General features: G+C 71.0%; 26 protein-coding genes and 2 pseudogenes. 9 read left to right on the top strand and 19 right to left on the bottom strand.

Annotation, left to right across the window (positions count from 1 at the left end; all coding sequences use genetic code 11):
• Positions 1-103 precede the first annotated feature (103 nt).
• Complete coding sequence (locus ACGFYH_RS26465) at positions 104-700, bottom strand: hypothetical protein (protein WP_393805665.1); 597 nt, start codon at positions 698-700, stop codon at positions 104-106.
• Between the two features lie 128 nt (positions 701-828).
• Between ACGFYH_RS26465 and ACGFYH_RS26460 the strand changes: the two genes are divergently transcribed.
• Positions 829-2,169 carry a transcriptional regulator gene (locus ACGFYH_RS26460; RefSeq protein ID WP_393805664.1) on the top strand — a complete coding sequence of 447 codons (1,341 nt, stop codon included), beginning with the start codon at positions 829-831 and terminating at the stop codon, positions 2,167-2,169.
• A 43-nt stretch (positions 2,170-2,212) separates the two neighbouring features.
• A complete protein-coding gene (locus tag ACGFYH_RS26455) occupies positions 2,213-2,746 on the top strand; it encodes an NUDIX domain-containing protein (protein WP_393805663.1) in 534 nt (177 codons plus the stop codon).
• Positions 2,747-2,916: 170 nt separating this feature from the next.
• Here ACGFYH_RS26455 and ACGFYH_RS26450 read toward each other — a convergent pair whose 3' ends face one another.
• The 8 genes from ACGFYH_RS26450 to ACGFYH_RS26415 form a co-directional block, all read right to left on the bottom strand.
• Positions 2,917-3,126, bottom strand: coding sequence for a hypothetical protein (locus tag ACGFYH_RS26450; protein WP_393805662.1), 210 nt, complete (start codon positions 3,124-3,126; stop codon positions 2,917-2,919).
• A 275-nt stretch (positions 3,127-3,401) separates the two neighbouring features.
• Positions 3,402-4,424 carry a TIGR03842 family LLM class F420-dependent oxidoreductase gene (locus ACGFYH_RS26445; RefSeq protein WP_393805661.1) on the bottom strand — a complete coding sequence of 341 codons (1,023 nt, stop codon included), beginning with the start codon at positions 4,422-4,424 and terminating at the stop codon, positions 3,402-3,404.
• 11 nt (positions 4,425-4,435) lie between these two features.
• Complete coding sequence (hydA, locus tag ACGFYH_RS26440) at positions 4,436-5,839, bottom strand: dihydropyrimidinase (protein WP_393805660.1); 1,404 nt, start codon at positions 5,837-5,839, stop codon at positions 4,436-4,438.
• 34 nt (positions 5,840-5,873) lie between these two features.
• Positions 5,874-6,716, bottom strand: a complete 843-nt coding sequence (locus ACGFYH_RS26435; protein ID WP_393805659.1) for a nitrilase-related carbon-nitrogen hydrolase — start codon at positions 6,714-6,716, stop codon at positions 5,874-5,876.
• Positions 6,717-6,830: 114 nt separating this feature from the next.
• Positions 6,831-8,411, bottom strand: coding sequence for a PucR family transcriptional regulator (locus ACGFYH_RS26430; protein ID WP_393805658.1), 1,581 nt, complete (start codon positions 8,409-8,411; stop codon positions 6,831-6,833).
• Positions 8,412-8,538: 127 nt separating this feature from the next.
• Complete coding sequence (locus ACGFYH_RS26425) at positions 8,539-9,822, bottom strand: aspartate aminotransferase family protein (RefSeq protein WP_393805657.1); 1,284 nt, start codon at positions 9,820-9,822, stop codon at positions 8,539-8,541.
• Positions 9,819-10,661, bottom strand: a complete 843-nt coding sequence (locus ACGFYH_RS26420) for a nitrilase-related carbon-nitrogen hydrolase (RefSeq protein WP_393805656.1) — start codon at positions 10,659-10,661, stop codon at positions 9,819-9,821. The genes ACGFYH_RS26425 and ACGFYH_RS26420 overlap by 4 nt, the downstream gene beginning before the upstream one ends.
• A gap of 168 nt (positions 10,662-10,829) precedes the next feature.
• Positions 10,830-11,081 (bottom strand): helix-turn-helix domain-containing protein, encoded by a 252-nt coding sequence (locus tag ACGFYH_RS26415; RefSeq protein ID WP_393805655.1) that lies wholly within the window; start codon positions 11,079-11,081, stop codon positions 10,830-10,832.
• 127 nt (positions 11,082-11,208) lie between these two features.
• Here ACGFYH_RS26415 and map point away from each other — a divergent pair, with 127 nt between their 5' ends.
• Positions 11,209-11,985 (top strand): type I methionyl aminopeptidase, encoded by a 777-nt coding sequence (map, locus tag ACGFYH_RS26410; RefSeq protein WP_393805654.1) that lies wholly within the window; start codon positions 11,209-11,211, stop codon positions 11,983-11,985.
• Between the two features lie 153 nt (positions 11,986-12,138).
• Entirely contained in the window at positions 12,139-14,667 is a 2,529-nt protein-coding gene (locus tag ACGFYH_RS26405; RefSeq protein WP_393805653.1) for an ATP-dependent Clp protease ATP-binding subunit, read from the top strand.
• A 21-nt stretch (positions 14,668-14,688) separates the two neighbouring features.
• Here the strand turns inward: ACGFYH_RS26405 and ggt are convergent, their stop codons facing one another.
• Both ggt and ACGFYH_RS26395 read right to left on the bottom strand, forming a co-directional pair.
• On the bottom strand, positions 14,689-16,491 hold the full coding sequence (ggt, locus tag ACGFYH_RS26400) for a gamma-glutamyltransferase (protein WP_393805652.1): 1,803 nt from the start codon (positions 16,489-16,491) through the stop codon (positions 14,689-14,691).
• Positions 16,492-16,616: 125 nt separating this feature from the next.
• Entirely contained in the window at positions 16,617-16,955 is a 339-nt protein-coding gene (locus tag ACGFYH_RS26395) for an RHS repeat domain-containing protein (RefSeq protein WP_393805651.1), read from the bottom strand.
• On the opposite strand from ACGFYH_RS26395, the gene ACGFYH_RS26390 reads away from it, so the two are divergent.
• The 4 genes and pseudogenes from ACGFYH_RS26390 to ACGFYH_RS26375 all read left to right on the top strand — a co-directional run.
• Positions 16,954-17,151 carry a hypothetical protein gene (locus tag ACGFYH_RS26390; RefSeq protein ID WP_393805650.1) on the top strand — a complete coding sequence of 66 codons (198 nt, stop codon included), beginning with the start codon at positions 16,954-16,956 and terminating at the stop codon, positions 17,149-17,151. The two genes, ACGFYH_RS26395 and ACGFYH_RS26390, sit on opposite strands and share 2 nt — an antisense overlap.
• 374 nt (positions 17,152-17,525) lie before the next feature.
• Positions 17,526-17,798, top strand: coding sequence for a hypothetical protein (locus ACGFYH_RS26385; protein ID WP_393805649.1), 273 nt, complete (start codon positions 17,526-17,528; stop codon positions 17,796-17,798).
• Positions 17,779-18,297, top strand: coding sequence for a transposase family protein (locus ACGFYH_RS26380; protein WP_393805648.1), 519 nt, complete (start codon positions 17,779-17,781; stop codon positions 18,295-18,297). Before ACGFYH_RS26385 ends, ACGFYH_RS26380 begins: the two co-directional genes overlap by 20 nt.
• A 339-nt stretch (positions 18,298-18,636) precedes the next feature.
• Positions 18,637-18,963, top strand: a pseudogene (locus tag ACGFYH_RS26375) (hypothetical protein); the annotation flags it as partial.
• A 240-nt stretch (positions 18,964-19,203) separates the two neighbouring features.
• Here ACGFYH_RS26375 and ACGFYH_RS26370 read toward each other — a convergent pair.
• The 5 genes from ACGFYH_RS26370 to ACGFYH_RS26350 all read right to left on the bottom strand — a co-directional run bounded on the left by ACGFYH_RS26370 (position 19,204) and on the right by ACGFYH_RS26350 (position 22,804).
• On the bottom strand, positions 19,204-19,611 hold the full coding sequence (locus ACGFYH_RS26370; protein WP_393805647.1) for a DUF6278 family protein: 408 nt from the start codon (positions 19,609-19,611) through the stop codon (positions 19,204-19,206).
• 59 nt (positions 19,612-19,670) lie between these two features.
• Positions 19,671-20,450 (bottom strand): exodeoxyribonuclease III, encoded by a 780-nt coding sequence (locus ACGFYH_RS26365; protein WP_393805646.1) that lies wholly within the window; start codon positions 20,448-20,450, stop codon positions 19,671-19,673.
• Between the two features lie 93 nt (positions 20,451-20,543).
• On the bottom strand, positions 20,544-21,179 hold the full coding sequence (locus tag ACGFYH_RS26360) for an MBL fold metallo-hydrolase (RefSeq protein WP_393805645.1): 636 nt from the start codon (positions 21,177-21,179) through the stop codon (positions 20,544-20,546).
• A gap of 43 nt (positions 21,180-21,222) precedes the next feature.
• On the bottom strand, positions 21,223-22,563 hold the full coding sequence (gene pcaC, locus ACGFYH_RS26355; protein ID WP_393805644.1) for a 4-carboxymuconolactone decarboxylase: 1,341 nt from the start codon (positions 22,561-22,563) through the stop codon (positions 21,223-21,225).
• Between the two features lie 28 nt (positions 22,564-22,591).
• On the bottom strand, positions 22,592-22,804 hold the full coding sequence (locus ACGFYH_RS26350) for a hypothetical protein (protein WP_393805643.1): 213 nt from the start codon (positions 22,802-22,804) through the stop codon (positions 22,592-22,594).
• Between the two features lie 9 nt (positions 22,805-22,813).
• On the opposite strand from ACGFYH_RS26350, the gene ACGFYH_RS26345 reads away from it, so the two are divergent.
• Positions 22,814-23,077, top strand: a complete 264-nt coding sequence (locus tag ACGFYH_RS26345) for a hypothetical protein (protein WP_393805642.1) — start codon at positions 22,814-22,816, stop codon at positions 23,075-23,077.
• Between the two features lie 520 nt (positions 23,078-23,597).
• Here ACGFYH_RS26345 and ACGFYH_RS26340 read toward each other — a convergent pair.
• From ACGFYH_RS26340 to ACGFYH_RS26330, 3 genes and pseudogenes are all read right to left on the bottom strand, one after another.
• Positions 23,598-23,753: a hypothetical protein gene (locus tag ACGFYH_RS26340; protein WP_010059700.1), complete on the bottom strand. Its 156-nt coding sequence runs from the start codon at positions 23,751-23,753 to the stop codon at positions 23,598-23,600.
• Between the two features lie 281 nt (positions 23,754-24,034).
• Positions 24,035-24,346, bottom strand: a complete 312-nt coding sequence (locus ACGFYH_RS26335) for a transposase (RefSeq protein ID WP_393805641.1) — start codon at positions 24,344-24,346, stop codon at positions 24,035-24,037.
• 13 nt (positions 24,347-24,359) lie between these two features.
• Positions 24,360-24,565, bottom strand: a pseudogene (locus ACGFYH_RS26330) (IS3 family transposase); the annotation flags it as partial.
• Between the last annotated feature and the right edge of the window lie 34 nt (positions 24,566-24,599).

The raw sequence follows: 24,599 nt of genomic DNA, 5'->3' as shown, positions 1-24,599 counted from the left end.
CGTGGGCGGCGCGATCAGCAGCCGCTGTTGGCGATGCCCCAGATGAACAGTCCGCCGAGCACCGCCAGGGCGTCGAGGCGGATGCAGAACCGCGGGTCGCGCTTCACGCCGGGCCCACCTCGTCGGCCGCCTGCTCGGTCAGCTGGTGCTGGCCAGCTGCGATGAACCGCGCTACGGCGAGCGGTGCGCAGAGCATCGCCGCCGACGACATGGGCACCGACCAGTACGACGCCCGGGTGCGCTGGTCGAACCGGACCAGGTCGACGCGCGGCACGCCGAGGTACGCGTCGCGGCCGAGGCAGTCGACGTCCGTGGTTCGCCATTCGTCGACCGCCTGGTGCCACGTGACGGGCACCCTGGCCGGGACGAGGGCGTAGTACCGCCGGCCGTCCGGGTCGCAGATCACCGGGCCGCCCCCGAACGCCTCGTCGAGGACCGTGTCCACCGCACCCGAGGGACCAATGCCGCCGGTCACCGCGAGGACCAGGCGCTCCGGCAGTCGCACGGCGGAGAACAGCGTGCCCAGGGGCAGCAGGGCGAGGCCGTGCTGCTCCCATTCCAGCCGGGCGCGACGCGGGTCGCGATGGGTGGAGAGCAGCCAGTGCGCGGTGGCCAGTTGCCGGTCGGCGGTGGGATGTACGAGGACACCGGGAGCGGTCTCCACTGGGCTCAGTGCCCGTGATCTCTGAGTCTCCGTCATGCCGCGATGCTGTCTGCCTGACAGAGGGTGCGGGAGTGTGTACGTGACGTGAGTTGCATCGGTCGATTCACACACTGTGTGAACGCGCTGTGGCTAGGCTCCACACACTGAGTGATTCGGGGGCACACATGGGGCCGGAACCCAACACCCTGCTCGACTCCCTCCTCGATGAGGCCGGGATGTCCCGGAAGGGACTGGCCGCGCGCATCAACCGCGCTGGCGAGTTACGCGGGCAGACGATGAGCTACGACCACAGCTCAGTGATCCGCTGGCTACGCGGACAACGACCGAGGGGCATCACCCCGGACCTCATCTGCGAGATCCTGAGCGCGCGCCTCGGGCGGCCGCTCACACCTGAGGACATCGGCATGGGCCACAGCAGCGCACCTCAACCGTCCACCCCACTCGCCGGCTTCATCGACCGGTCCACGGCCCTGTGGCGCGGCGACCTGCAGCAGCGGTCCGACGTCCAGGCGGCGCCCGTCATTACCGGACTGCCGGCCGTCGGTCCTGTCTGGGAGTGGGAGAACCCGCCCGACGACGGCGACGTCTCCCGTGCCGGTACGCCGCAGGTCGGCATGTCCGACGTCGAGCTCCTCGCCGGTGCCCGCAACCACTATGAGCAGATGTACCGCAAGGCCGGCGGCGTCGCGACACGCACGCGCGTCCTGCTGTTCCTCAACACGGAGACGGCGCCGCTCATGCGCGGCGCCTACACAGACACGACCGGGCGAGAGCTTCACCGCGCCATCGGCGGCCTGGTCGCCATCGCCGGGATCTGCTCGTACGACTCCGACGCACAAGGCCTGGCCCAGCGCTACTTCCACCAGGCGCTGCGGATGGCGAAGGCCTCCAGCGACCGCGCCTTCGGCGGCTACGTCCTCGCTCTGCTCGTCAACCAAGCCCTGTACCTGCGCGAGTACCGGCAAGCTGTCGCCTTCGCCGAGGCAGGCGTACGGACCGCCGGGCACGCCATATCGCACGCACTCGCGTGCGACCTGTACGCGATGCAGGCGAAGGCCTTCTCCCGCATGGGTGACCACACCTCTGCGCACCGCGTGATGGCGCTCGCCGAGACGGCGGCCGGCCAGATCCGCCGGGACGAGGAGCCAGCCGAGACCGGCTACGTGCAGCCCGGTCTCCTCGAGGCCAATCTTGCCGACGCGCTGATGCGGCTCGGGGACACCAGCCCCGCGCAGCAGTACGCGGCCGAGGCCGTCGCCACGCAGACCCACGAGCGCGGCCGCGTCCACCGCCTGGCCACGCTCGCCGACTGCCAGCTGCGCGCGGGCGAGGCCGAGCTGGCCGCGTCCACCGCCACCAGCATGCTGGACACCATGCAGGGCATGGAGTCCCGCCGGCTGAGTGATCGCCTCGTACGCCTGCGTCGCACCATGTCGACACTCGACGCTCACGCCACCTCGAGCGTGGTGGAGCGGATCGACGACACCCTGCGGATCCCGCTGTAGCGGGGGTGCTGGACTGGGTGGGTACCCGACGAAAGGCGCACGCGTGTCTGTGTGGAAGAACCTCGGTGAGCGCACCGTGTACGAAAACCGGTGGGTGACCGTGAACATGGCGGACGTCGAGCTGCCCGGCGGCCGGCACCTGGACCACACCGTCATTCGCCTCCGGCCCGTCGCCGTGGCCACCGTCGTGAACGACGCGGACGAGGTGCTGCTGCTGTGGCGGCACCGGTTCATCACGGACGCCTGGGGGTGGGAACTCCCCTCCGGTGGTACCGGTCAGGATGAGGATCCGGCGGCGGCCGCGGCGCGCGAGTTCGAGGAGGAGACGGGTTGGCGCCCAGGCCCGATGCGGCTGCTCCTGGCGGTGGATCCGATGCCGGGGATCTCGACGAGCCACCACCGCGTGTACTGGTCGGACCAGGCCGAGCGCATCGGCGAGCCGCGCGACGACTTCGAGTCCTCCCGCCGTGAGTGGGTCCCGCTGTCCACGGTCCCCGACCTGATTGCCCGCGGCGAGATCCGGTCCGCCAACGCCGTCGCCGCGCTCCTGATGCTGCACCGCCTCCGTCTCGGCTGACCCCGGACACGACGAAACGGCCCTGGCCTCCCTCGTGGGGAGAGCCAGGGCCGTGAGGCTGCTACGGGATCAGGTACTGCATGAGGTAGCAGGCGCCCATGCTGATGGCGCCGACGGCGCCGGTCGCCGCCCCCGGCCGTGGGGCGCGGGGCGGCGGGTTCAGCCTGCGGCTACGCGGGTTCGAACAGGATCCAGACCACGGTCGACGTGTCGGTCGCGCTGCTGGAGTCGACGGTGAATCCAACGCCGGCGTCCGTCTCGGCGGACAGGTGGCCGACGGCTCCGCCGGCCGTCTGCCGGAAGGCGGCCACGCGGGTCGTCGCAGTCACCGAGGTGTTGGCCACGGTCACCGTGCCGCCGGCCAATGTGGCGACGCCCATGCGGGCGTCGGCGCCTTCCTTGATGGCGACGCCACCGCCGACGCTGCCCAGGCTGAGGGCCTTCGGGCTGGCGTCCCAGAGCCCGGGGCGAGCTCCACGCGTCCGTCGGGGAGGGTGACTTGGGCGGACGGCGGTATGGCCGTGGGCGCTGTGTCGGTCATGGCAGGCCAGTCATGCGGTGGACGGGAGAGGCCGTGCGGCCGGTGCCGAGGGGTGTGTGCGGACGCGTCCCGGGCCCTCTTCCCCGAAGGGAAGAGGGGCGGGGTCGGGCGGGGTCAGGCGTTGACGGCGGGGATGACCTTCGTGCCGTAGGTGTCGATCACGGCTTCCTGCGCGTCGTGCATGTCGTAGAGCGCGAACTGGTCGACGCCGAGGGCGCGCAGGGCGGTCAGCTTCGCGATGTGTGTCTCCACCGGACCGATCAGGCAGAACCGGTCGACGATCTCGTCCGGCACGAACCGGGTGTCGGGGTTGCCGCTGCGCCCGTGGTGGGCGTAGTCGTAGCCCTCGCGGGCCTTGATGTAGTCGGTGAGTTCGTCGGGAACGGCGCCGGTGTGGGCACCGTACTTGGCGACCAGGTCGGCCACGTGGTTGCCGACCATGCCGCCGAACCAGCGGCACTGCTCGCGGGCGTGGGCGAGCGCCCCGGGCGAGCCGTCGGCGGTGACGTAGGCGGGGGCGGCGACGCAGACCGTCACCTCGGAGGGGTCGCGTCCGGCGGCCGCGGCGGCGTCCCGGACGGCCTTGACCATGTACTCGGTCAGGTAGAGGTCGGCGAGCTGGAGGATGAAGCCGTCGGCCTCCTCACCGGTCATCTTCAGGGCCTTCGGGCCGTACGCCGCCATCCACACGGGAAGTTCGGCGCCCGGTCTCACCCAGGGGAACCTGACGACCGTGCCGTCGCCGAGGTCGGCCTCCTCTCCCCTGCCCAGCGCGCGGATGACCTTGACGGCCTCGCTCATACGGGCGAGGGTGTTGGGCTTGCGGCCGGCGACGCGCATCGCGGAGTCGCCGCGGCCGATGCCGCAGACGGTGCGGTTGCCGAACATGTCGTTGAGGGTGGCGAAGGTGGAGGCGGTCACCTCCCAGGTGCGGGTGCCCGGGTTGGTGACCATCGGGCCGATCTTCAGTGTGGTGGTGTTGGCCAGGACCTGGCTGTAGATGACGAACGGCTCCTGCCACAGCACGGCGGAGTCGAAGGTCCAGCCGTGCCGGAAGCCGTTGCGTTCGGCCCGCTGCATCAGGCTGACGACGCGGGAGGCCGGCGGGTCGGTCTGCAGGACGAGTCCGAAGTCCATGGGCACCGCTCCTAGTTCAGGTACTGGCAGGTGGCGCGGGGGGTGTAGACGCCGTGGCCCTTGCGCCCGGTGTACTCCCGCTCGGTGACGACCGGTTCGCCGCGCGAGAGCACGGTCTCCACGCGACCGGTGATCCGTTTGCCCTCGTACGCCGAGTAGTCGACGTTCATGTGGTGGGTCTCGGCGGAGACGACCTGCTCGGCGTGCGGGTCGTAGACGACGATGTCGGCGTCCGCGCCGGGCGCGATGGTGCCCTTCTTCGGGTAGAGACCGAACATGCGGGCCGGGGTGGCGCAGGCGATCTCGATCCAGCGGCGGCGGCTGATGTGCCCGTCGACCACGGCCTGGTGGAGCAGGTCCATGCGGTGCTCGACACCCGGCATACCGTTGGGGATCTTGGAGAAGTCGCCGCGCCCCAGCTCCTTCTGTCCGGTGAAGCAGAAGGGGCAGTGGTCGGTGGAGACGACCTGGAGGTCGTTGGTGCGCAGGCCCCGCCACAGTGCCGCCTGGTGCTCGCGCGGGCGCAGCGGGGTGCTGCACACGTACTTGGCGCCCTCGAAGTCGGGCTCGGCGAGATTGTCGGTGGACAGGAACAGGTACTGGGGGCAGGTCTCGCCGAAGACGTTGAGGCCCTCGTCGCGGGCCCGGGTCAGCTCCGCGACCGCCTCGGTCGCGGAGACGTGCACGACGTAGAGAGGCGCCCCGGCGACCTGGGCGAGCTTGATGGCGCGGTGGGTGGCCTCGGCCTCCAGGAGGGCCTTGCGGACCTCGCCGTGGAAGCGGGGGTCGGTCTCGCCGCGGGCGAGCGCCTGCTCCACGAGTACGTCGATCGCGATGCCGTTCTCGGCGTGCATCATGATCAGGCCGCCGTTTCCGGCGGCGCGCTGCATGGCGCGCAGGATCTGGCCGTCGTCGGAGTAGAAGACGCCGGGATACGCCATGAACTGCTTGAAGGAGGTCACGCCCTCCTCCACCAGCAGGTCCATCTCCTTGAGTGTCTCCTGGTTCACGTCGGAGACGATCATGTGGAAGCCGTAGTCGACGGCGCAGTTGCCCTCGGCCTTGGCGTGCCAGGCGTCCAGGCCCTCGCGCAGGGAGTGTCCGACGCTCTGGATGGCGAAGTCGACGATGGTGGTCGTACCGCCCCAGGCGGCGGCCCGGGTGCCGGTCTCGAAGGTGTCGGCGGCGTAGGTGCCGCCGAAGGGCATCTCCATGTGGGTGTGCCCGTCGACACCGCCCGGGATGACGTACTTGCCCGTGGCGTCGATGACGTGCTCGGCCGTGAAGGCGCCGGCCGCCGGGGTGCCGGTCGCGGCGAGCGCGGCGACGCGGCCGTCCTCGACGAGGACGTCGGCGTGGATCTCGTCGGAGGCGGTGACGACGAGGCCGCCGCGGATGACGGTACGGCTGCTCATGCTGCTGTTCCCTCCTGTCAGGGGCCCCGGTGGGTCAGGGCGCGGTCAGCGGGGAGTACGCGCCCGGCGCGCGGTCCCGGTAGAACTGCCAGCGGTCGCGGACCTCGCGCAGCTTGCCCAGGTCGAGGTCGCGGACGACGAGTTCGCTCTCCTTGTCGCTCGCGACCTCGCCGACGAACCGCGCCTCCGGGTCGACGAAGTACGAGGTGCCGTAGAAGTCGTTGTCGCCGTACTCCTCGACGCCGACGCGGTTGATCGCGCCGACGAAGTACTCGTTGGCGACGGCCGCCGCCGGCTGTTCCAGCTGCCACAGGTAGCCGGAGAGGCCGCGCGAGGTGGCCGACGGGTTGAAGACGACCTCGGCGCCCGCCAGGCCCAGGGCCCGCCAGCCCTCGGGGAAGTGCCGGTCGTAGCAGATGTACACGCCGACCTTGCCCACGGCGGTGTCGAAGACCGGCCAGCCGGAGTTGCCGGGGCGGAAGTAGAACTTCTCCCAGAAGCCGCGTACTTGCGGGATGTGCGTCTTGCGGTACTTGCCGAGGTAGGAGCCGTCGGCGTCGATGACGGCGGCGGTGTTGTAGAGGACGCCGGGCTGCTCCTCCTCGTACATGGGAAGCACCAGGACGATGCCGTGCTCGCGGGCGAGCCGCTGGAAGCGCTCGACGATCGGGCCGTCGGGGACGTGCTCGGCGTAGGCGTAGAACCCGGGGTCCTGGACCTGGCAGAAGTACGGTCCGTAGAACAGCTCCTGGAAGCACATGACCTGTGCGCCCTGGGCGGCGGCGTCGCGCACCGCCTGCTCGTGGACCTGGATCATCGATTCCCTGTCGCCCGTCCAGGCGGTCTGGAAGAGCGCGGCACGGATCACTCGGTTCATCTTCGGCCTCCACTCGCTCGGTGTGGCGCTCGGTGTACGGCGAGACTAGGGACGGCGGGTGGCCGGAATGAGTGGCACGGTGTCACGTCTGCGGGGCTCGGGCATGGCACGGTGTCACCCCTGTTGCGCGTCGTGGGCGAGGAGCGCGATGTGGACGGAGGCGGCCTGTTCGAAGTCGTCGAGGTCGACGCCGAGGCGGCCCTGTATCGCCTCCAGACGCCGGTAGAGGGCGGGCCGGGAGACGTGGTGGAGCTGGGCGGTGCGGGACTTGTTGCGTCCGGTGGCGAGGTAGGTGCGCAGCACCGGCAGCAGGTCCGGGTCGGCGCCGCGCAGCAGTCCGTCCAGCTCCCGCTCGGCGAAGGACTGCACGTGCGGGTCGTCGCGCAGCAGCCGCACGAGCCCGCGCAGGTGGACGTCGCGCAGGCGCACCACGGGTGGCGGGTCGAGGGCGGCCGCGGAGTCGGCGACGGCGTCCGCGACGTGCTGGGCCTCGCGCAGTCCGGCGGGTACGGCGGTCCAGTCGGCGCGCGCGTCGGCCGCCGCGACCACGGCGCGGGAGGAGTCCGGTTCCGACCGCAGCCGTGTCGCGAAGTGGGCGGTCAGTGCCCTGGCGTCCTGGTCGGGGGCGAGGCTGAGCAGGACGGCCGCCGTGCCGTCGGTGAGCCTCGCTACGATCCCGGGCAGGCCCAGCACCCGCAGTACGCGGTCGAGGCGGCCCGGCGCCGCGTCGCGGACGACCAGGGGAACGAACGCCCGCCGGTTGACCGGCAGTCCGGCCGCCCGCGCCCTCGGCAGCAGCTGCCGCGCCGGTACGGCCCCGTCGACGAGGTCGGTGAGCAGGCCGTGCGCGGACTGCTCCTCCCAGGTGGGCGTCGACTGCCCGCCGAGCATGCGGTGCAGGACGAGGGCCTCGGCGGCCCGGTCGGCGAGCAGGCGTCCGGCCGCCCGGTCGCCCCGGTGTCCGCACAGCACCAGCCGTCCCCAGCGTTCCCCGCGGCAGCTCAGTTCGGCGCGGATCCAGCCGTCGGCCGACCCGGCACCGGCCTGGCGGGCGATGCGGTCCCAGTCCCGCAGCACGTCGTCGACGGCCGCCCGCTCGCCCGCCGTGGCGAGGACGCGGTGGGCGAGGTTGGTGACGACGACCGGGCAGCCTCCGTGCCGGGCCACCTCGTCGAGCAGGCGCTGCGCCGGGGCGCCCGCGGTGATCAGGCCGGTCAGTTCGGTGCGGACGGCCTCGGAGAGGCTGACGGCGGCGAACTTGCGCCGCAGCAGCCGGGACTGCACCTCTTCGGTGAGTTCGGCGAAGGGGAAGGGGCGGTGCAGGACGACCATGGGCAGCCCGCAGCGCTCGGCCGCCCTGCGCATCACGTCCGGCGCAGTGGGGAAGGCCCGGCCGAGGCCGAGCACGACGGCCGCGGCCTCCGCGCGGTCCAGTGAGCGGATGTACTCGCCCTGCTTGTCCTCGTCACCGGCGAGCAGCACGCCGGTGGTGAGGACCATCTCGCCGCCGCTGAGCATCACGCCGACGTCGGCCGCCTCGGCGACGTGCACCCAGCGCACGGGCCGGTCGAGCCGGTGGGCGCCGGCCACCACCTCGGGCTGTCCGGCCAGCACCCGCTCCAGGTCCAGGACCTGGCGGACCGACAGGGCGGGTTCCCAGGGCTGCGGGGCCGAGGTCTCCGAGGTGGCGGTCATGGCTGCGGTTCCTCTGCTCGGGACGCTGCTGTCGGATGCTCCGCGGAGCGCGTGCACATCTGCTCCGCGAAGCGCGTGCACATCTGCTCCGCGAAGCGCGTGCACATCTGCTCCGCGAAGCGCGTGCTCAGATGCTCCGCAGGGCGCGTTCGAGGATCGCGGCACCCTCCTCGGCCTCCGCGACGGTGAGGGACATGGGCGGGGCGATGCGCAGGGCGCTGGTGTCGTGTCCGCCGCCCTTGCCGATGAGCAGCCCGCCCGCGCGGGCCTCCTCCAGCACGGTGGCCGCCGCCTCGGGAGCGGCCTCGTCGGTGCCGGGCCGGGTCAGCTCGACGCCGATCATCAGCCCGCGTCCGCGCACCTCCCGTACGTGCGGCACCTGGGCGGCGACGGCGCGCAGCCGCTCGATGAGCAGTCCGCCGACGCGCCGGGCGTTGCCCTGGAGGTCGTGTTCCAGCAGGTAGGTGAGGTTGGCGAGGCCGGCGGCCATGGTGACCTGGGTGCCGCCGAAGGTGGAGATGCTGTTGGCGTCCAGGCAGTTCATGATCTCGGCGCGGGCGATGACACCGCCGATCGACATGCCGTTGCCGATGCCCTTGGCGAACGTCACGATGTCCGGCGGGCCGCTCCGCCCGTGCGCCTGCCAGCCCCAGAAGTGCTCACCGGTGCGCCCCCAGCCGGTCTGCACCTCGTCGGCGATCCACAGGATGCCCCGCTCGTGCAGCACCTCGCGGAAGGCGGCGTACAGGCCGTCCGGCGGGGAGGTGAAGCCGCCGACGCCCTGGACGGGTTCGGCGATCAGTGCGGCGGGGGCGCGGGTGTGGCCGAGGAGGTCCTTCAGGTCGGCGACGCAGGCGTCGGTGAAGTCCCGGTCGTCCAGGTGCGCGTAGGGGCCGCGGGTGCGCACGCCGCCGTGGACGTAGAGGGTCTGGAGCGGGGAGAGGGAGGTCGGGGACCAGCCGCGGTTGCCGGTGATGCCGACGGAGCTGAAGGAGCGGCCGTGGTAGCTGTTGCGCATCGCCAGGAGGGTGTTGCTGCGCCGGTAGGCGGTGGCGAGCAGCAGGGCGGTGTCGTTGGCCTCGGTGCCCGAGGTGGTGAAGAAGACGCGGGCGTCGGGGATGCCGGACAGCCGGGCGACGCGCTCGGCGAGCTCGACCATCGGCCGGTTGAGGTAGAGCGTGGAGGAGTGGATGATCCGCCCGGCCTGCTCGGCGACGGCCTTGGTCACCTCGGGCAGGGCGTGCGCGGTCATCGTGGTGAGGATGCCGCCGAAGAAGTCGAGGTACTTGTTGCCGGCGGCGTCCCAGACGTGCCGGCCCTCGCCGTGGGTGATCTCCAGCGGGTCCTCGTAGTAGAGGGCGAGCCAGTCGGGCAGGACGGCGCGGTGGCGGCCGAACAGGTCACGGGTCACGGCCGCACCAGTCCCTCGTAGGCGTCGGGGCGGCGGTCGCGGTAGAAGGCCCACTGCTGCCGCACCTCGTCGATGAGGTCGAAGTCCAGGTCGCGGACGACGAGCTCCTCCTCGGTGTCGCTGGCCGGGTCGCCGACGAACTGCCCGCGCGGGTCCACGAAGTACGACGTCCCGTAGAAGTCGTTGTCCCCGTACTCCTCGACGCCGACCCGGTTGATGGCGGCGACGAAGTACTCGTTGGCGACGGCGGCCGCGGGCTGTTCCAGCTGCCACAGGTGGGCGGAGAGGCCGCGGTGGGTGGCGGACGGGTTGTACACCAGCTGGGCGCCGCCCAGGCCGAGTTGGCGCCAGCCCTCGGGGAAGTGCCGGTCGTAGCAGATGTACACGCCGACCTTGCCCACGGCGGTGTCGAAGACCGGCCAGCCGAGGTTGCCGGGGCGGAAGTAGAACTTCTCCCAGAAGCCCTTGACCTGCGGGATGTGGTGCTTGCGGTAGGTGCCGAGGACGGTGCCGTCGGCGTCGATCACGGCCGCGGTGTTGTAGTAGAAGCCGGACTGCTCGACCTCGAAGACGGGGACGACGACGACCATGCCGGTCTCGCGGGCGAGTGCCTGCATGCGGCGGGTGGTCGGCCCGTCGGGCACGGGTTCGGCCCAGCGGTAGTGCCCGGGGTCCTGGACCTGGCAGAAGTAGGGGGCGTTGAAGACGTCCTGGAATCCGATGACCTTGGCGCCCCGCCGGGCGGCCTCACGGGCGTGCTCCTCGTGTTTCGCCACCATGGACTCGGTGTCGCCGGTCCAGGTGGCCTGGACGAGAGCGGCACGTACGACGTTGGCCATGAGCTGCTCCTTCGACACGACGTCAGAGCCTCTACGCCCGTAGAGCAGGCCGTAGAGGGACGAACGTAAGCCTGGCCGGACGGGCTTGCCAAGACCATCGTCGTCAAGGCGCGGTGTCGATCACGTTTCGCACTCCTGTGGGTGAGTGGCACCGGAGCGGCGCCACCCTCAGAGCGCCGCGGGCACACACCTCCCCACCAGCTCGTCCATCGACAGTCCCAGCGCACCGGCCAGCGCGGCCACCGTGAAGAACGCCGGGGTGGGCGCGCGGCCGGTCTCGATCTTGCGCAGGGTCTCCGCGGAGATGCCGGCCCGCGCGGCGACCTCCGTCATGCTCCGCTCGCCGCGCGCGGCGCGGAGCAGGCGCCCGAGCCGTTCGCCGCGCTCGCGCTCTTCGGGGGTCAGAGGGGTGCGTACCATGCCGTCATTCTAATACCGGCTTCCCGTACCGGCTCCGATGTCCCGCGACCGGCGGCTCGCGATCGGCGGCTCGCGATCGGCGGCTCGCGATCGGTGAACCCAATTAAATACCGGTATAGTAATTGGCATGGTGGAACTGAAGACGGATACATCGATCGACGCCATGCACGAGGCCGGGCAGGTCGTCGCGCGCGCCCTGACGGCCGTGCGGCGCGCCGCGGACGTGGGCGTGTCCCTGCTGGAGCTGGACGCGGTGGCGCGCGAGGTGCTGCGGGAGGCGGGCGCCGGCTCGCCGTTCCTGGGCTACCGGCCCTCCTTCGCGCCGACGCCCTTCCCGGGCGTCATCTGCGCGTCGGTGAACGACGCGATCGTGCACGGCATCCCGGACGGCTACCGGCTGCGCGACGGGGACCTGGTCTCCATCGACTGCGGGGCGACGCTGGACGGCTGGGCCGGCGACTCGGCGCTCAGCTTCGTCGTGGGCACCCCGCGCGCGGCGGACATGACACTGGTCGAGACCGCGGAGCGGGCCCTCGACGCGGGCATCGGGGCGGCCGTCGTCGGCAATCGCATCGGCGACATCTCCCACGCGATCGGCAGGGTGTGCCGGTCGGCCGGCTACGGAATCATGGAGGACTTCGGCGGTCACGGCATCGGCCGGCGTATGCACGAGGACCCCGGGGTGCCCAACGAGGGCCGCCCGGGACGCGGGCTCCCGCTGCGGCACGGCATGGTCCTCGCCATCGAGCCCATGCTGATCGGCAGCGGCCGGGACGACTACCACGCGGCCGCGGACGGCTGGACCCTGCGCACCAACGACGGTTCCCGCGCGGCGCACGCGGAGCACACCGTGGCCATCACGGACGGCGGTCCGCGCGTCCTGACGTCGAGGAACGGCCTGTGAGCCGCTGAGTGACCCCCTTCGCGAGGTGCTCCGCCCGCCCGGCCCCCGGCATGCCCGGCGGAACAGAACGTGTCATGTTGGGCATGACCGCACGCCGACCGGGTTACCCGGCCCCGGCACGTCGATCAGCGATGCAGCGGAGGTCCGTACACGATGAGCAGCGGCTTCATGGGCCCGGAGGGTGACCCGTTCGCGGAATTCCTGGCCCGCTTCTTCGGCGGGCCCAGGCCCCGGCAGATCGACATCGGCCGACTGCTCAGCCAGCCCGCCCGGGAGCTGGTGCGCGGGGCCGCCCAGTACGCCGCCGAGCACGGCAGCCGGGACCTCGACACCGAGCACCTGCTGCGGGCCGCGCTCGCCACCGAGCCGACCCGGGGCCTGCTCAGCCGGGCCGGCGCCGACCCCGACGCGCTGGCCTCGCAGATCGACGAGCGGACCGGTCCGGTGCAGCACGCGCCGGGCGAGGCCCCGCCGCCCACGTCGCTCTCGCTCACTCCGGCCGTCAAGCGCGCCCTGCTGGACGCGCACGAACTGGCCCGCTCGACCGGCACCGGGTACATCGGCCCGGAGCATGTGCTCAGCGCCCTGGCCGCCAACCCGGACTCGGCCGCCGGACACATCCTGAACGCCGCCCGGTTCGCCCCCTCGGGCCTGCCCACGGAGACGCCCGACGCCGCCAAGGGCCGCGCGGAGAAACCCCGGACCACGAACACTCCGACCCTCGACAAGTACGGCCGCGACCTCACCGACCTGGCCCAGCAGGGCCGGATCGACCCGGTGATCGGCCGCGAGGAGGAGATCGAGCAGACCATCGAGGTGCTCTCCCGGCGCGGCAAGAACAACCCCGTGCTGATCGGTGACGCCGGTGTCGGCAAGACCGCGATCGTGGAGGGGCTGGCGCAGCGCATCACGGACGGCGACGTGCCCGACGTACTGATCGGACGGCGGGTGGTCGCGCTGGACCTGACCGGCGTGGTCGCCGGCACCCGCTTCCGGGGCGACTTCGAGGAGCGGATGAACAACATCGTGGGCGAGATCCGCGCCCACTCCGACGAGTTGATCATCTTCATCGACGAGCTGCACACCGTCGTCGGCGCCGGCGGGGGCGGCGAGAGCGGGTCGATGGACGCCGGGAACATCCTCAAGCCGGCCCTGGCGCGCGGCGAGCTGCACATCGTGGGCGCCACCACGCTGGAGGAGTTCCGCAGGATCGAGAAGGACGCGGCCCTCGCCCGCCGCTTCCAGCCGATCCTGGTGCCGGAGCCGACCGTCGTCGACGCGATCGAGATCCTGCGCGGGCTGCGCGACCGCTACGAGGCCCACCACCAGGTCCGCTACACGGACGAGGCACTGGTGGCGGCCGTGGAGATGTCCGACCGCTACCTCACCGACCGGCGGCTGCCGGACAAGGCGATCGACCTGATCGACCAGGCCGGCGCCCGCGTACGGCTCCAGTCGCGCACCAAGGGCACGGACGTACGGGCCCTGGAGCGGGAGGTCGACCAGCTCGTCCGGGACAAGGACCAGGCGGTCGCGGACGAGCAGTACGAGCAGGCGACCCGGCTGCGCGACCGGATCGTCGAGCTGAAGCAGCGGATCACCGAGGCAACGGGCGACGGCGAGGCCGACGAGGGGCTGAACCTGGTCGTCGGCACCGAGTCCATCGCCGAGGTGGTCTCCCGCCAGACCGGCATCCCGGTCAGCAGCCTCACCCAGGAGGAGAAGGAGCGCCTGCTGGGTCTGGAGTCCCACCTGCACGAGCGGGTGGTCGGCCAGGACGAGGCGGTACGGGTCGTCTCCGACGCCGTGCTGCGCTCCCGCGCCGGGCTCTCCAGTCCGGACCGGCCCATCGGCAGCTTCCTCTTCCTCGGCCCGACCGGCGTCGGCAAGACGGAGCTGGCCCGGGCGCTGGCGGAGGCGCTGTTCGGCAGCGAGGACCGGATGGTCCGCCTCGACATGAGCGAGTACCAGGAGCGCCACACGGTCAGCCGCCTGGTCGGCGCGCCGCCCGGTTACGTCGGGCACGAGGAGGCCGGTCAGCTCACCGAGGTGGTGCGCCGGCACCCGTACTCGCTGCTGCTGCTCGACGAGGTGGAGAAGGCGCACCCGGACGTCTTCAACATCCTGCTCCAGGTCCTGGACGACGGCCGGCTGACCGACTCCCAGGGCCGGACGGTGGACTTCACCAACACGGTCGTGGTGATGACCAGCAACCTGGGCTCCGACGTGATCACCCGGCGCGGCGCCGGCATCGGCTTCGGCGCGGGTGGCGCGGAGGCGGACGAGGAGGCGCGGCGCGAGCAGGTGCTGCGGCCGCTGCGCGAGCACTTCAGGCCCGAGTTCCTCAACCGCGTCGACGAGATCGTGGTCTTCCGCCAGCTCAGCGTCGAACAGCTGCGGCGGATCACCAGCCTCCTGCTGGAACAGACCCGGCGCATGGTGCGGGCGCAGGACATCACCGTCGACTTCACCGACGCGGCCGTGGACTGGATCGCCGAGCGCGGCTACCAGCCCGAGTACGGCGCCCGTCCGCTGCGCCGCACCATCCAGCGCGAGGTCGACAACGAGCTGTCCCGGCTGCTGCTCGACGGCCGGGTGGCGGAGGGCGGCCGGGTGACGGTCGACGTCGAGGACGGGCGGCTGGCGTTCCGTACGCCCGAGCGGCCCGTCCCCGAACTGTGAGTCGCCGCCGGTCGGTCCCGGCTAACGCGCCGGCCACACCACCATCGCCGAACCGCCGCCGCGTCGTTCCTTCTCGGCGGCGGCCAGCCACCTGCCGTTGGGCAGCCGCTGCACACCGGTCGCGGCGCCGATCTCGGGGCTGAGTCCGAAGGAGTGTCCGAGAGCCTCCAGTTCCGCCCGTACGCCGCTGTCGTAGAGGCCGGGCTCCAGGTCGGTCCGGGCGGCGTTGCGCTGGCTGGCGCGCGGGGCGGCGATCGCGTCGACGAGCGGGAGTCCGCGGTCGACGAAGCCGGTGAGGGTCTGGAGCACGGTGGTGATGATGGTGGCGCCGCCGGGTGAACCGAGGGCCACCACCGGCTTGTGGTGCCGGTCCAGGACGATCGTCGGCGCGATCGAGGAGCGGGGGCGCTTGCCGGGCCCTGGCAGGTTCGGGTCGTGGACAGCCGGGGCGGCCGGGGCGAAGGAGAAGTCCGTCAGCTCATTGTTGAGCAGGAAGCCGCGCCCGGGCACGGTGATGCCGCTGCCGCCGGTCTGCTCGATGGTGAGGGTGTAGGCGACGACGTTCCCCCACTTGTCGGCCACGGTCAGGTGCGTGGTGTTCTCGCCCTCGTACGTCGTCGGCGCCGCCGTGCCGCCGCCCGCGCAGGGGGCCGGATGCCTCGGGTCGCCGGGCGCGAGCGGGCTGGTGAGCACCGCGTCGTCCCGGATCAGGCACTCGCGCGAGTCGGCGTACCGCTGCGACAGCAACTCCTTCGCCGGTACGTCCTCGAAGGCCGGGTCGCCGATCCAGCGCCCGCGGTCGGCGAACGCGATGCGGCTGGCCTCGATGTAGCGGTGCAGGTACGCGGCCTTGTCCGCCGTGGAGAGGTCGGTGCGCTCCAGGATGTTGAGGGCCTCGCCGACCGTGCTGCCGCCGGAGGAGGAGGGCGCGATGGAGTAGACGTTCAGCCCGCGGTAGGAGGTCCTGGTGGGTGCCTGGAGCTTGGCCTCGTAGGCGGCGAGGTCCTTGGCGGACAGGCCGCCGGGGCGGGCGTTCCAGCCGGAGTCCGGGTCGACGGGCGGCTTGTTGACGGTGTCGACGATGTCCTCGCCGAGTTCGCCGTGGTAGATCGCGCCGACGCCCTCGCGGCCCAGCTCCCGGTAGGTGCGCGCCAGGTCCGGGTTCCTGAACGTGGAGCCGACGACCGGGAGCTTTCCGCCGGGCAGGAACAGCTCGGCGGTGTCGGGGAAGTAGCGGAACCGCTGCTCGTTGGAGGCGGTCTGGGAGCGGAAGGTCTCGTCGACGGTGAAGCCGTGCCGGGCGAGGCGCTCGGCGGGCTTCAGCACGGAGGAGAGCTTTCGGCTGCCCCAACGGTCGAGCGCGGTCTGCCAGGTGGCCGGGGCCCCCGGAGTGCCGACGGACAGGCCGCTGGTGACGGCGTCGGCGAAGGCGAGCGGCCGGCCGTTCTCCGTGAAGAGCTTCGCGTCGGCGGTGAGCGGCGCGGTCTCACGGCCGTCGACGGTGCGTACGGTGCGGGACTGGGCGTCGTAGTAGACGAAGTAGCCGCCGCCTCCGACACCGGCGGAGTACGGCTCGGTGACCCCGAGCGCGGCCGCGGTGGCCACGGCGGCGTCGACTGCGTTGCCGCCCTTGCGCAGCACCTCGATACCGGCGGCGGAGGCGTCCCGGTCGACGCTGGCGACCGCGCCGCCGTACCCGACGGCGACCGGGGTCTTGGGCGCGGCGGGTCTGCTCTGGGGTGCGGGTGGCGCGGCCGCCCCCACCGACACCACGGCGGCCGAGACCGCCAGGACCGTCAGATTCCGTGCGACAGGGCGACGCATCCGCACCTCCAGGTAAAGGCCGTCCGGGCAGCTTAGTTGATCGTCATGGCCGCGTCAGGAGCACGGACCATGCGCGTGGGCGCCCGCACAACGCGGCCCGTCGAACACGGGTACGCGGCCGCCCGCTAGCATGCGCGCCCATGACCGACGACGTACGCAACATCGTCCTGGGAGTGGTGGCGGCCGGCATCAGCGCCACGCTGGTCGAGTGTGTTGTCCCTCTTGACAGCGGTGCGGTTGCCGTCGGCGTCGTGGGTGGACGAGGTGGTGTGACCGAGGGCGTCGGTGACGGTCTTGACGCGGTCGGCGGCGTCGTGGCTGTAGGCGGTCGTGTACTTCGCCGGGTTCGCACCGTCGACGTTGCCGCGCGGATCGGCGACCGTCTTCACCTGCCCTGACGGGAAGTAGGTGCAGGTGGTCCGGTTGCCCTTCGGCGTAGTGACCGACGTCAGCCATGAGGGCATGGCCTTCGCGCTCGTCGAGGGAGAGCGCACCCAGGTGGGCACCGCCTTCTACTTCGACTGCCAATCGGTCGCCTACCTCCGCACCGGGGACCTCCGGGACATGGCCATCGGCACGGGCTACATCCGCGTCGACGGGGAAACCGGGGAGTGCCGCATGCTGGGAGCAACCGAATCCGCCCAGCTCGATCTTTTCTGACCAACTGTGGCCGCACCTCTGGTGTGACGCATGAGGGCCGGGCCGGTGGACGGGGCAACGCCTCGCGCATCCACCGGCTCGGCAATGCCTCATGTCTACGGAGAGCCGACCCGAACCGGGGGCCGGACACATGAGGGCAGTCCATTGCTGCAGCGCATCGTTCCCTGACACCACAAGCGGTGGCTGGTGCAGTTACCCACGCCGCAGCGGATCCTCCTAGTCATCGGCGCCTTCCGCAGTCGCCGCTGCAGACCGACTCGACGCTGCTTCAGGCCGTGGCCTCGCGCCTCGCTGGTCTCCCAGCGCGGGACCAGTCCGGCTTCTGGAGGGATCTGCTGGGAGGCCCGGGCACCCGCTTGCCGGAGCAGACGCTGGTGACAGCAGGATGGCCGTCGCTACCCGAGGCATTCGCGGCCGAGCTGCTGATCGACGGGTACACCCGGGCATCCAGGAATCCCGACCGCCGAGCCGTACTCGACCTGTGGAAGGCCGCGAACGTCGCCGCACCAGCCGTGCGCCGTGAACTGGTCCAGCAAATCCTGGTCCCCATGCTCGCGGTCAATCAGGGAGCTGCCGAGGTCGCCGTCCTCTACCTGCCTCAGCTGATGCAGTCCGTCCCCCAAAGGGATGGGGAAGGCCGTACGTGAGGCCGTCGAGGCAAGCGGCAAGAAGCGGAGCAGCCTCGAGCAACGAGGCACCAAGGCGCTGAAGGCCGTCGGCTACTCCACCGAACGCACGGGCCTGCTGAAACTGCGCGAACGCATCAGCCGTAGCAACGACGACCGACACGAAACACGGCGAGTTACTCCGGACACCCGTCCCGACGCGGTGTGCCTCGCCCACTCCCTCGCGGGCCTGCCGGATCCGCGTAACCGCCGCGGCCGGCGTTTTCCGCTGGTGGCGACCGTGACGGCCGCCGCAGCCGGCGTGCTGGCCGGTGCGAGAACCTTGACCGCGATGGCCGAATGGATCGCGGACGCCCCACGCTGGGTCCTTCGGGCTCTCGGCTTCACGTTTGACCCGTTCAGCAAGGCGATCACGATGCCTCACCCCACCACCGTGATGCGGCTGCTCCCCCGCCTCAACAGTGATGTCCTCGATGCCGCGGTAAGGGCGGCAGGTGGGGTCCGACCGCGGACTTGGTGAGCATCGACCGGACAGGCTCCACAGCACGCGGTCGTGTCTTCCACACGACGCTCTGGCCGCATGCCCGCCGCGCGTTACACCCTGCACAGAGCGTGTTCAGGTACGGACCGTCCAGACCTCCGGGCCCCACCGCGGCCACTCGATCAGTTCGGACGTTTCCACGTCAATGTCTTGCGGGCCGGCCCGCCGCAGGAACTCCGTAACGACCCGCAGGGCACCGGGACACCATGAACACCCGTTGGTTGTCGGACCACCCTTCTGCGGTGCAGAGGCCCCACCTAGACGGGCGCCCTTGCATATGCGCAGGTCAAGCACCTGTCATAAAGATGAGTTCAAGGTGGGCCTCCTGGAACGCGTTTGAACCGGCGCATGGTGGCCCACATGGCCGCCATGCTGCCCGGGGTGCGGGTCAACGTCGATCCCGAACCCGGTCCGGACCGGGGCGCCTTCCAGATCGGCAGCGAGCGCTATCGCCTGGACGCGGGTGTCACGGAGTACGTGCTGCTGGCCCGCAAGCACGGCAACAACTCCTTCGTGCTGCTGCTCAAGGTGGCCAACTCACAGGCGTACGGCCCGGATGTCGTCGAACTCGTCGGGGACGTGACGCGGGCGGCGACCACTCCCCTGCCGACGCCGGCACCGGCCTCCCGCAACTCCCACCGGGCCCAGCCCGGTGTGCAGCTGACCTCCTCCTCGCCCGCGGACACCGTGTCGTGGTGTCCACTGCGCTGCGCGAGCAGTGATCTCCGGCTGCACCTGAGTATGTCCCCCGTGCGTTCCTGTGCGTCTCCATGTGCTCGGACCACTGCAACGTATCGAGACAAACCTCGCGTATGCCGCCGACACGCACCCTTCAGGCATTACCCCTATTTACGGCAAGAGTGGGTCTGGTGGAGAACGGGAGATTCACGCTTCGGCGAGTTCGCCGTACAGCTGCGAGAGTTCGGGTACGCCGTCCGCCGCCCACTCATGACCGGACGCCACCACGTCGAACTCCCGGCCGGAGCCCAGCCGGACGACGGGCTGACCGTCGGGCCGGATGGTCCAGGCGGCGCCGGGCACGGTACGCACGATCACCGTGCCGAGGTACAGACCGGCGTCGTTGCCGAGCCAGGACAGGATGTCCTCATCGCTCCGCCAGCGCGGCAGCACCTGGTCCAGCTGCTCCAGGGAGAGCGCGGAGTCGTCGAGTCGGACCCCCTCCCGCAGCGCCTGCGAACGCAGCAGATCACAGTCGGCGAGCAGATCGCCGATGCCCTCCGCGTCGTGGGCCCGGGGGTCTTGGCGCCGCTTGCCCAGGAAGGGGAAGTTCATACCTCCACACTGTCATTCATACCGCCATGTGCACCACAGGGCACGCAGGGGGTTCGGGGCTACAGGTCCAGGTCCACCACGACCGGCGCGTGGTCCGAGGCGCCCTTGCCCTTGCGCTCCTCGCGGTCGACGTAGGAGTCGGTGACCGCCTTGGCGAAGGTCTCGTTCCCGTACACCAGGTCGATGCGCATGCCCCGGTTCTTGGGGAAGCAGAGCTGGCGGTAGTCCCAGTACGTGAAGGGGTGGTCGTACTTCAGCGGGCGCGGCACCACGTCGGACAGGCCGACGCCGCGCAGGGAGGCGAGGGCGGCGCGCTCGGCGGGGGTGACATGGGTGGCACCCTCGAAAGCGGCGCGGTCGTGGACGTCCTCGTCCGTCGGCGCGACGTTGTAGTCGCCCAGCACGGCGAAGGGGCGGCTGCCGGAGGCGTCGCCCTCGACGGCGGCGCGCAGCGCCTCGAACCACTGGAGCTTGTAGGCGTAGTGGGGGTGCTCCACCTCACGGCCGTTGGGCACGTACACCGACCAGACGCGGACCGGACCGCAGGTGGCGGAGATCGCGCGGGGCTCCTGGACGCCCTCGTAGCCCGGGTCACCGGGCAGGCCCTTGACCACGTCTTCGAGGCCCACGCGGGAGAGCACCGCCACGCCGTTCCACCGGCCGGTGGCGTGGACCGCCGCCTCGTAGCCCGCCTTGCGCAGCTCGTCGAAGGGGAACTGTGCCTCGGCGACCTTGGCCTCCTGGAGGCACAGCACGTCGGTGCCGCTGCTCTCCAGCCAGGCGAGCAGCCTCGGCAGGCGGGCGGTGATCGAGTTCACGTTCCAGGTCGCGATACGCATGTCCCACAACCTACCGGGCGGGACTGACAACGCGGTCCGGGCCGGGGCCCCCGCCCGGGGGCGGGCCTGGAGGGGCGGCCCGGTGGCGGGATCTCACACCCGGGCGGAGTCGCCCGGGGTCAGCCGCAGGTGCTCGGCGCCGCCCAGCTCGCCGATCTGGCGGTCGTAGATCGGGCGTGCGAGGTCGGTCAGGAGCGCGTCGTGAATGTCGTAGGCACGCTGCGGCCGGACCTCGCGGACGTACTCGATGACCTCGGCGATTTTGTTCCAGGGGGCCATGACCGGCAGCATCAGCGTCTCCACCGGGTGGTCGGGAACGGTGAGGGCGTCACCGGGATGGAAGACCTTGCCGCCGTCCACGAGGAACCCGACGTTCGTGATGCGCGGGATGTCCGGGTGGATGACCGCGTGCAGCTCTCCGTGGACCTGTACGTCGAAACCGGCGGCGGTGAAGGTGTCGCCGTGCCCGACGGCGTGCACGCGGCCCGGGAACGCCGTCGAGATCCTCTCCGCGACCGACCGGAGCGTCCAGATCTCGGCGGCCGGATTGTCCTCCATCGCGGCGCGCAGCCGCAGCTCGTCGAAGTGGTCCGGGTGCTCGTGCGTGACGAGGATCGCGTCCGCGCCGAGGGCGGCGTCCTCCTCGGTGAATCCGCCGGGGTCGAGGACGAGCGTCCGCCCGTCCTTTTCGAGGCGGACGCAGGAGTGCGACTTCTTGGTGAGCTTCATGCCCCCATCCTGCCGCCGCGCACCGGCTTGCGGCCCGCTGGGCTCACTCGGGTGGTGTCGTCTCCTCGCGGATGACCTGCTGCGCCACCCGGAACGCCCGGTTCGCGGCCGGCACCCCGCAGTAGACGGCCGTCTGGAGCAGCACTTCCTTGATCTCGTCCGGGGTGAGGCCGTTGCGCAGGGCGGCCCGGAGGTGGGGCGCGAGTTCGCCCGGGTGGCCACCGGCGACCAGGGCGGTGAGGGTGACACAGCTGCGGGTGCGCCGGTCCAGGCCCGGCCGGTTCCAGACTTCGCCCCACGCATAGCGGGTCATGAGCTCCTGGAACTCCGCCGAGAACTCGTCCGCCTGCGCGAGCGCCCGGTCGACGTACGCGTCGCCGAGCACTTCGCGGCGCACCTTGAGCCCCGCGTCGTAGGGGTCGGGCCGCCCCTGCTCCTGCGGCGGCACGACGGCCGGGGCGATCTCGGCGAGGGGCGCGGCCTGAGGCGGCGGAGCCAGGGCAGGCTGGACGGGAGCGACGGAGGGCCCGGCATCCGGGGCCGGGTGCGCGGCGGGGTGGGGCGGGACGGGGGTCTGGCCGGTGGAGCCGGCGTCGCGGGCCGCCTGCCAGGCGGTGGTGAAGTGCCGCACCAGCAGGTCGGTGACGGCCGCGGGCTGCTCGACCGGTACCAGGTGGGAGGCGCCCGGTACGACCGCGAGGCGTGCGTCGGGAATACCGGCGACCAGGGTGCGGGCCTCGGCGGGGCCGGTGACCTGGTCGTCGGAGCCGACGAGGACCAGGGTCGGGGCGCCGACCCGGCCGAGTTCGCCGCGGACGTCGAAGGCGGCGAGGGCCTCGCAGGCGGAGATGTAGCAGCCGGGGTCGGTGGTCCGCACCATCTGCACGGCCCACTCGGTGATCGCGGGCTGGGCGGCCGCGTACCCGCCGGTGAACCAGCGCTCCGGCGAGCTGCGGGCGATGGGGTCGAGGCCGTTGGTGCGCACGACAACGCCGCGCCGGCGGAACTCGTCGGCCGTGCCGAACCGGGGCGAGGCCGCGATCAGCGCGAGGGAGGCGAGGCGCTCCGGGTGGCGCAGGGCCAGCTCGATACCGACGGCGCCCCCGAACGCACAGCCCGCGTAGCCGAAGCGCTGCACACCGAGACCGTCGAGGGTGGCCAGCAGACGCGTGGTGAGTTCGGCGACGGATCCGGCCGGGTGGGCGGGAGCGCCTCCGTGTCCGGGCAGATCGAAACGGAAGACCCGCCACTGCTGGGCCAGCTCGGGCACCTGCCGGTCCCACATGTGCCATGTGGTACCGAGGGACGGTCCCAAGATCAGCACGGGGAGGTGTTCTGACCCGTCAAAGCGGTATTGCAGCGTTTCGATCTTGGCTTCGGTCACGGGTTCACACCTTCATCTGTCACGACTGTCACACGCCCCCCGCGAGACCTCCCCATGCCTCCGCCGCCGGAAGCAGGTCCGCCACGTCCGGCTTCACGTACCACTTCTTCGTCGTCTTCACGTTCGTGTGTCCGGCCCACAGGGCGAGGAGGTGGTCCGGCGCCCCGTTGTTGGCGAGGTACGTGAGGCATGACGCCCGAGCATCGTACAGACGGACCCCGCGAAGGCCGTCTTCGTCCATGGTCGCGGTGTGATCGAGGGCGCTGAAGAGTCGGCCAGGCGGCTCGACGACTTCGCCGGGGTGGTGGAGAAGCGCGACGCGACCCTCTTGGCGATTTCGACGAGCTGCCGACCGCCGAGAAGGTCGCCGAGCACCGACTGGTCTATCCGCCCCCACGTCGAGGGCCCGCACGTGAAGCCGGTCGCGCGACGGACCGCGCTGCGGCACCTGGACCGCCTGATCGATACGGGTCGAATCACGGAGGTCGAGAGGGGAATGTTCCGCGCGACGTAGCGACCCGCGCCGCCGCGGGCGGTTTCCACCCGAACTCGACCGAGGGACCTCGGGACCAGGCGAGCTGGTAAGTGATCGACGCACCACGTCGGGGCGGTCATGTGATCGTGGAGGTACAGGTGCGTGGCTACGGGACTTCGCCAGCTCAGCAGGACGAGATCTGGTGACGCTGGTGAGAGGGGCAGTCGTTCAGCTTGATCGGGCGGGCACTCCGGACACCGATGCAGCACGCCTGTCGCTTCCTGTACCAAGGCGGCAGCATCCACCTCGCCCCGCAGCCGGGCTCTGCGCTCGCCGACTGGCGGGCAGGGCCCGGCTCAGGGCAAACTCGTCGCCAAGGAGACAGGGCCGGGGTCGGCGCATGGCCCCGGCCACGTGGCTCCCCGCCCGTCTCTCCGGCCGGGCTCTCACGTCGTCCCGGCCTCGAGTGGTGCAGGAGTTCCTCACGGCGTGGACCTTCCGAAGCGAAGGCAGCCATGGGCAGTCACTCGTCGCAGAGATTCGGTGAGGCGCCCTGCCTTTAGAAGAAGTGCTTGCGTCCACCGACCGCGCGACCGGTCGCACCCAGGATCCACAGGATGGCGCCAACCAGAATGAGGATGCCACCGATCGTCGTCAGCAGACCCATGCCGACAAGCAAGCCGATGATCAGCAGAATAAGCCCAAGAATGATCATTGTGAAACCCCATCGTCAAATCCGGCTCAGGCGCGTATGCGCATAAGCTGCACAAGAGCCTGCATTCGTCCCTTGGTTAGTGGTTCCGACCAGCTCCGGATGTCAGGACCTCGGTGCGATAGCCCTTGTGCCCGGCGACACGGTGTTCACACACTCCTTCGAAACTTCGTTCAGTACGTCATCTCCTGGACCGTCCTCCGCTCCGGAAGACCCTCTCGTCCCGGACGGTTCGGACGTTGGTGCGGGACCGACCCGGAGACCGTTGTCACGCAGGTGGTCTATCACCTGCTCGGCCTCGTCCGGGGACGGTCGATCTCCTGGGCAAGGCACACCGAGGCGGCTTTCAAGATGTCATCCGCCCGCTTCAACTCGGCGTTCTCTCTGCGGAGTTGCTCCAACTCGTCGAGCTGAGCGGTGGCGATCCGGTCGCCTCGCTCGCCGTGGTCGGCCTCGGCCTGGCGGACCCAACCGCGCAGGGCTTCAGGGTGGATGGCGAGGTCCTTGGCGACGTGCGCGGCCCGGCGGCCGGTGGTGCGGACCTCGCGGATCGCGCGCACGCGCAGTTCATCGGGGTACTTACGGGGTGCTGCCATAGTGCTGGTGGTTCTCCTTCGCCAAGGCAGTAACCCTGGCATCAGGGACCCCACGAATCTCAGTACAGCTCAGCTCGCCCCGCACCCAGATACGCAGCGTCTCCCGGCTGATTCCCAGATCCTTGCCGATGCCCTCGAAGGTGTGGCTTGGCTCGGGTCCGACAGGGACAGCGCGACAGCGTCCGCCTTGAACTCGGGCGAGCAGACCTTCATCACCACAAGAGGTCCCTCCTACCCGGCCCCTGCCGGGGCC

It is taken from the genome of Streptomyces sp. NPDC048392 (assembly GCF_043200575.1).
Lineage (GTDB): Bacteria > Actinomycetota > Actinomycetes > Streptomycetales > Streptomycetaceae > Streptomyces.
This window is presented reverse-complemented; position numbering and strand designations above follow the sequence as displayed.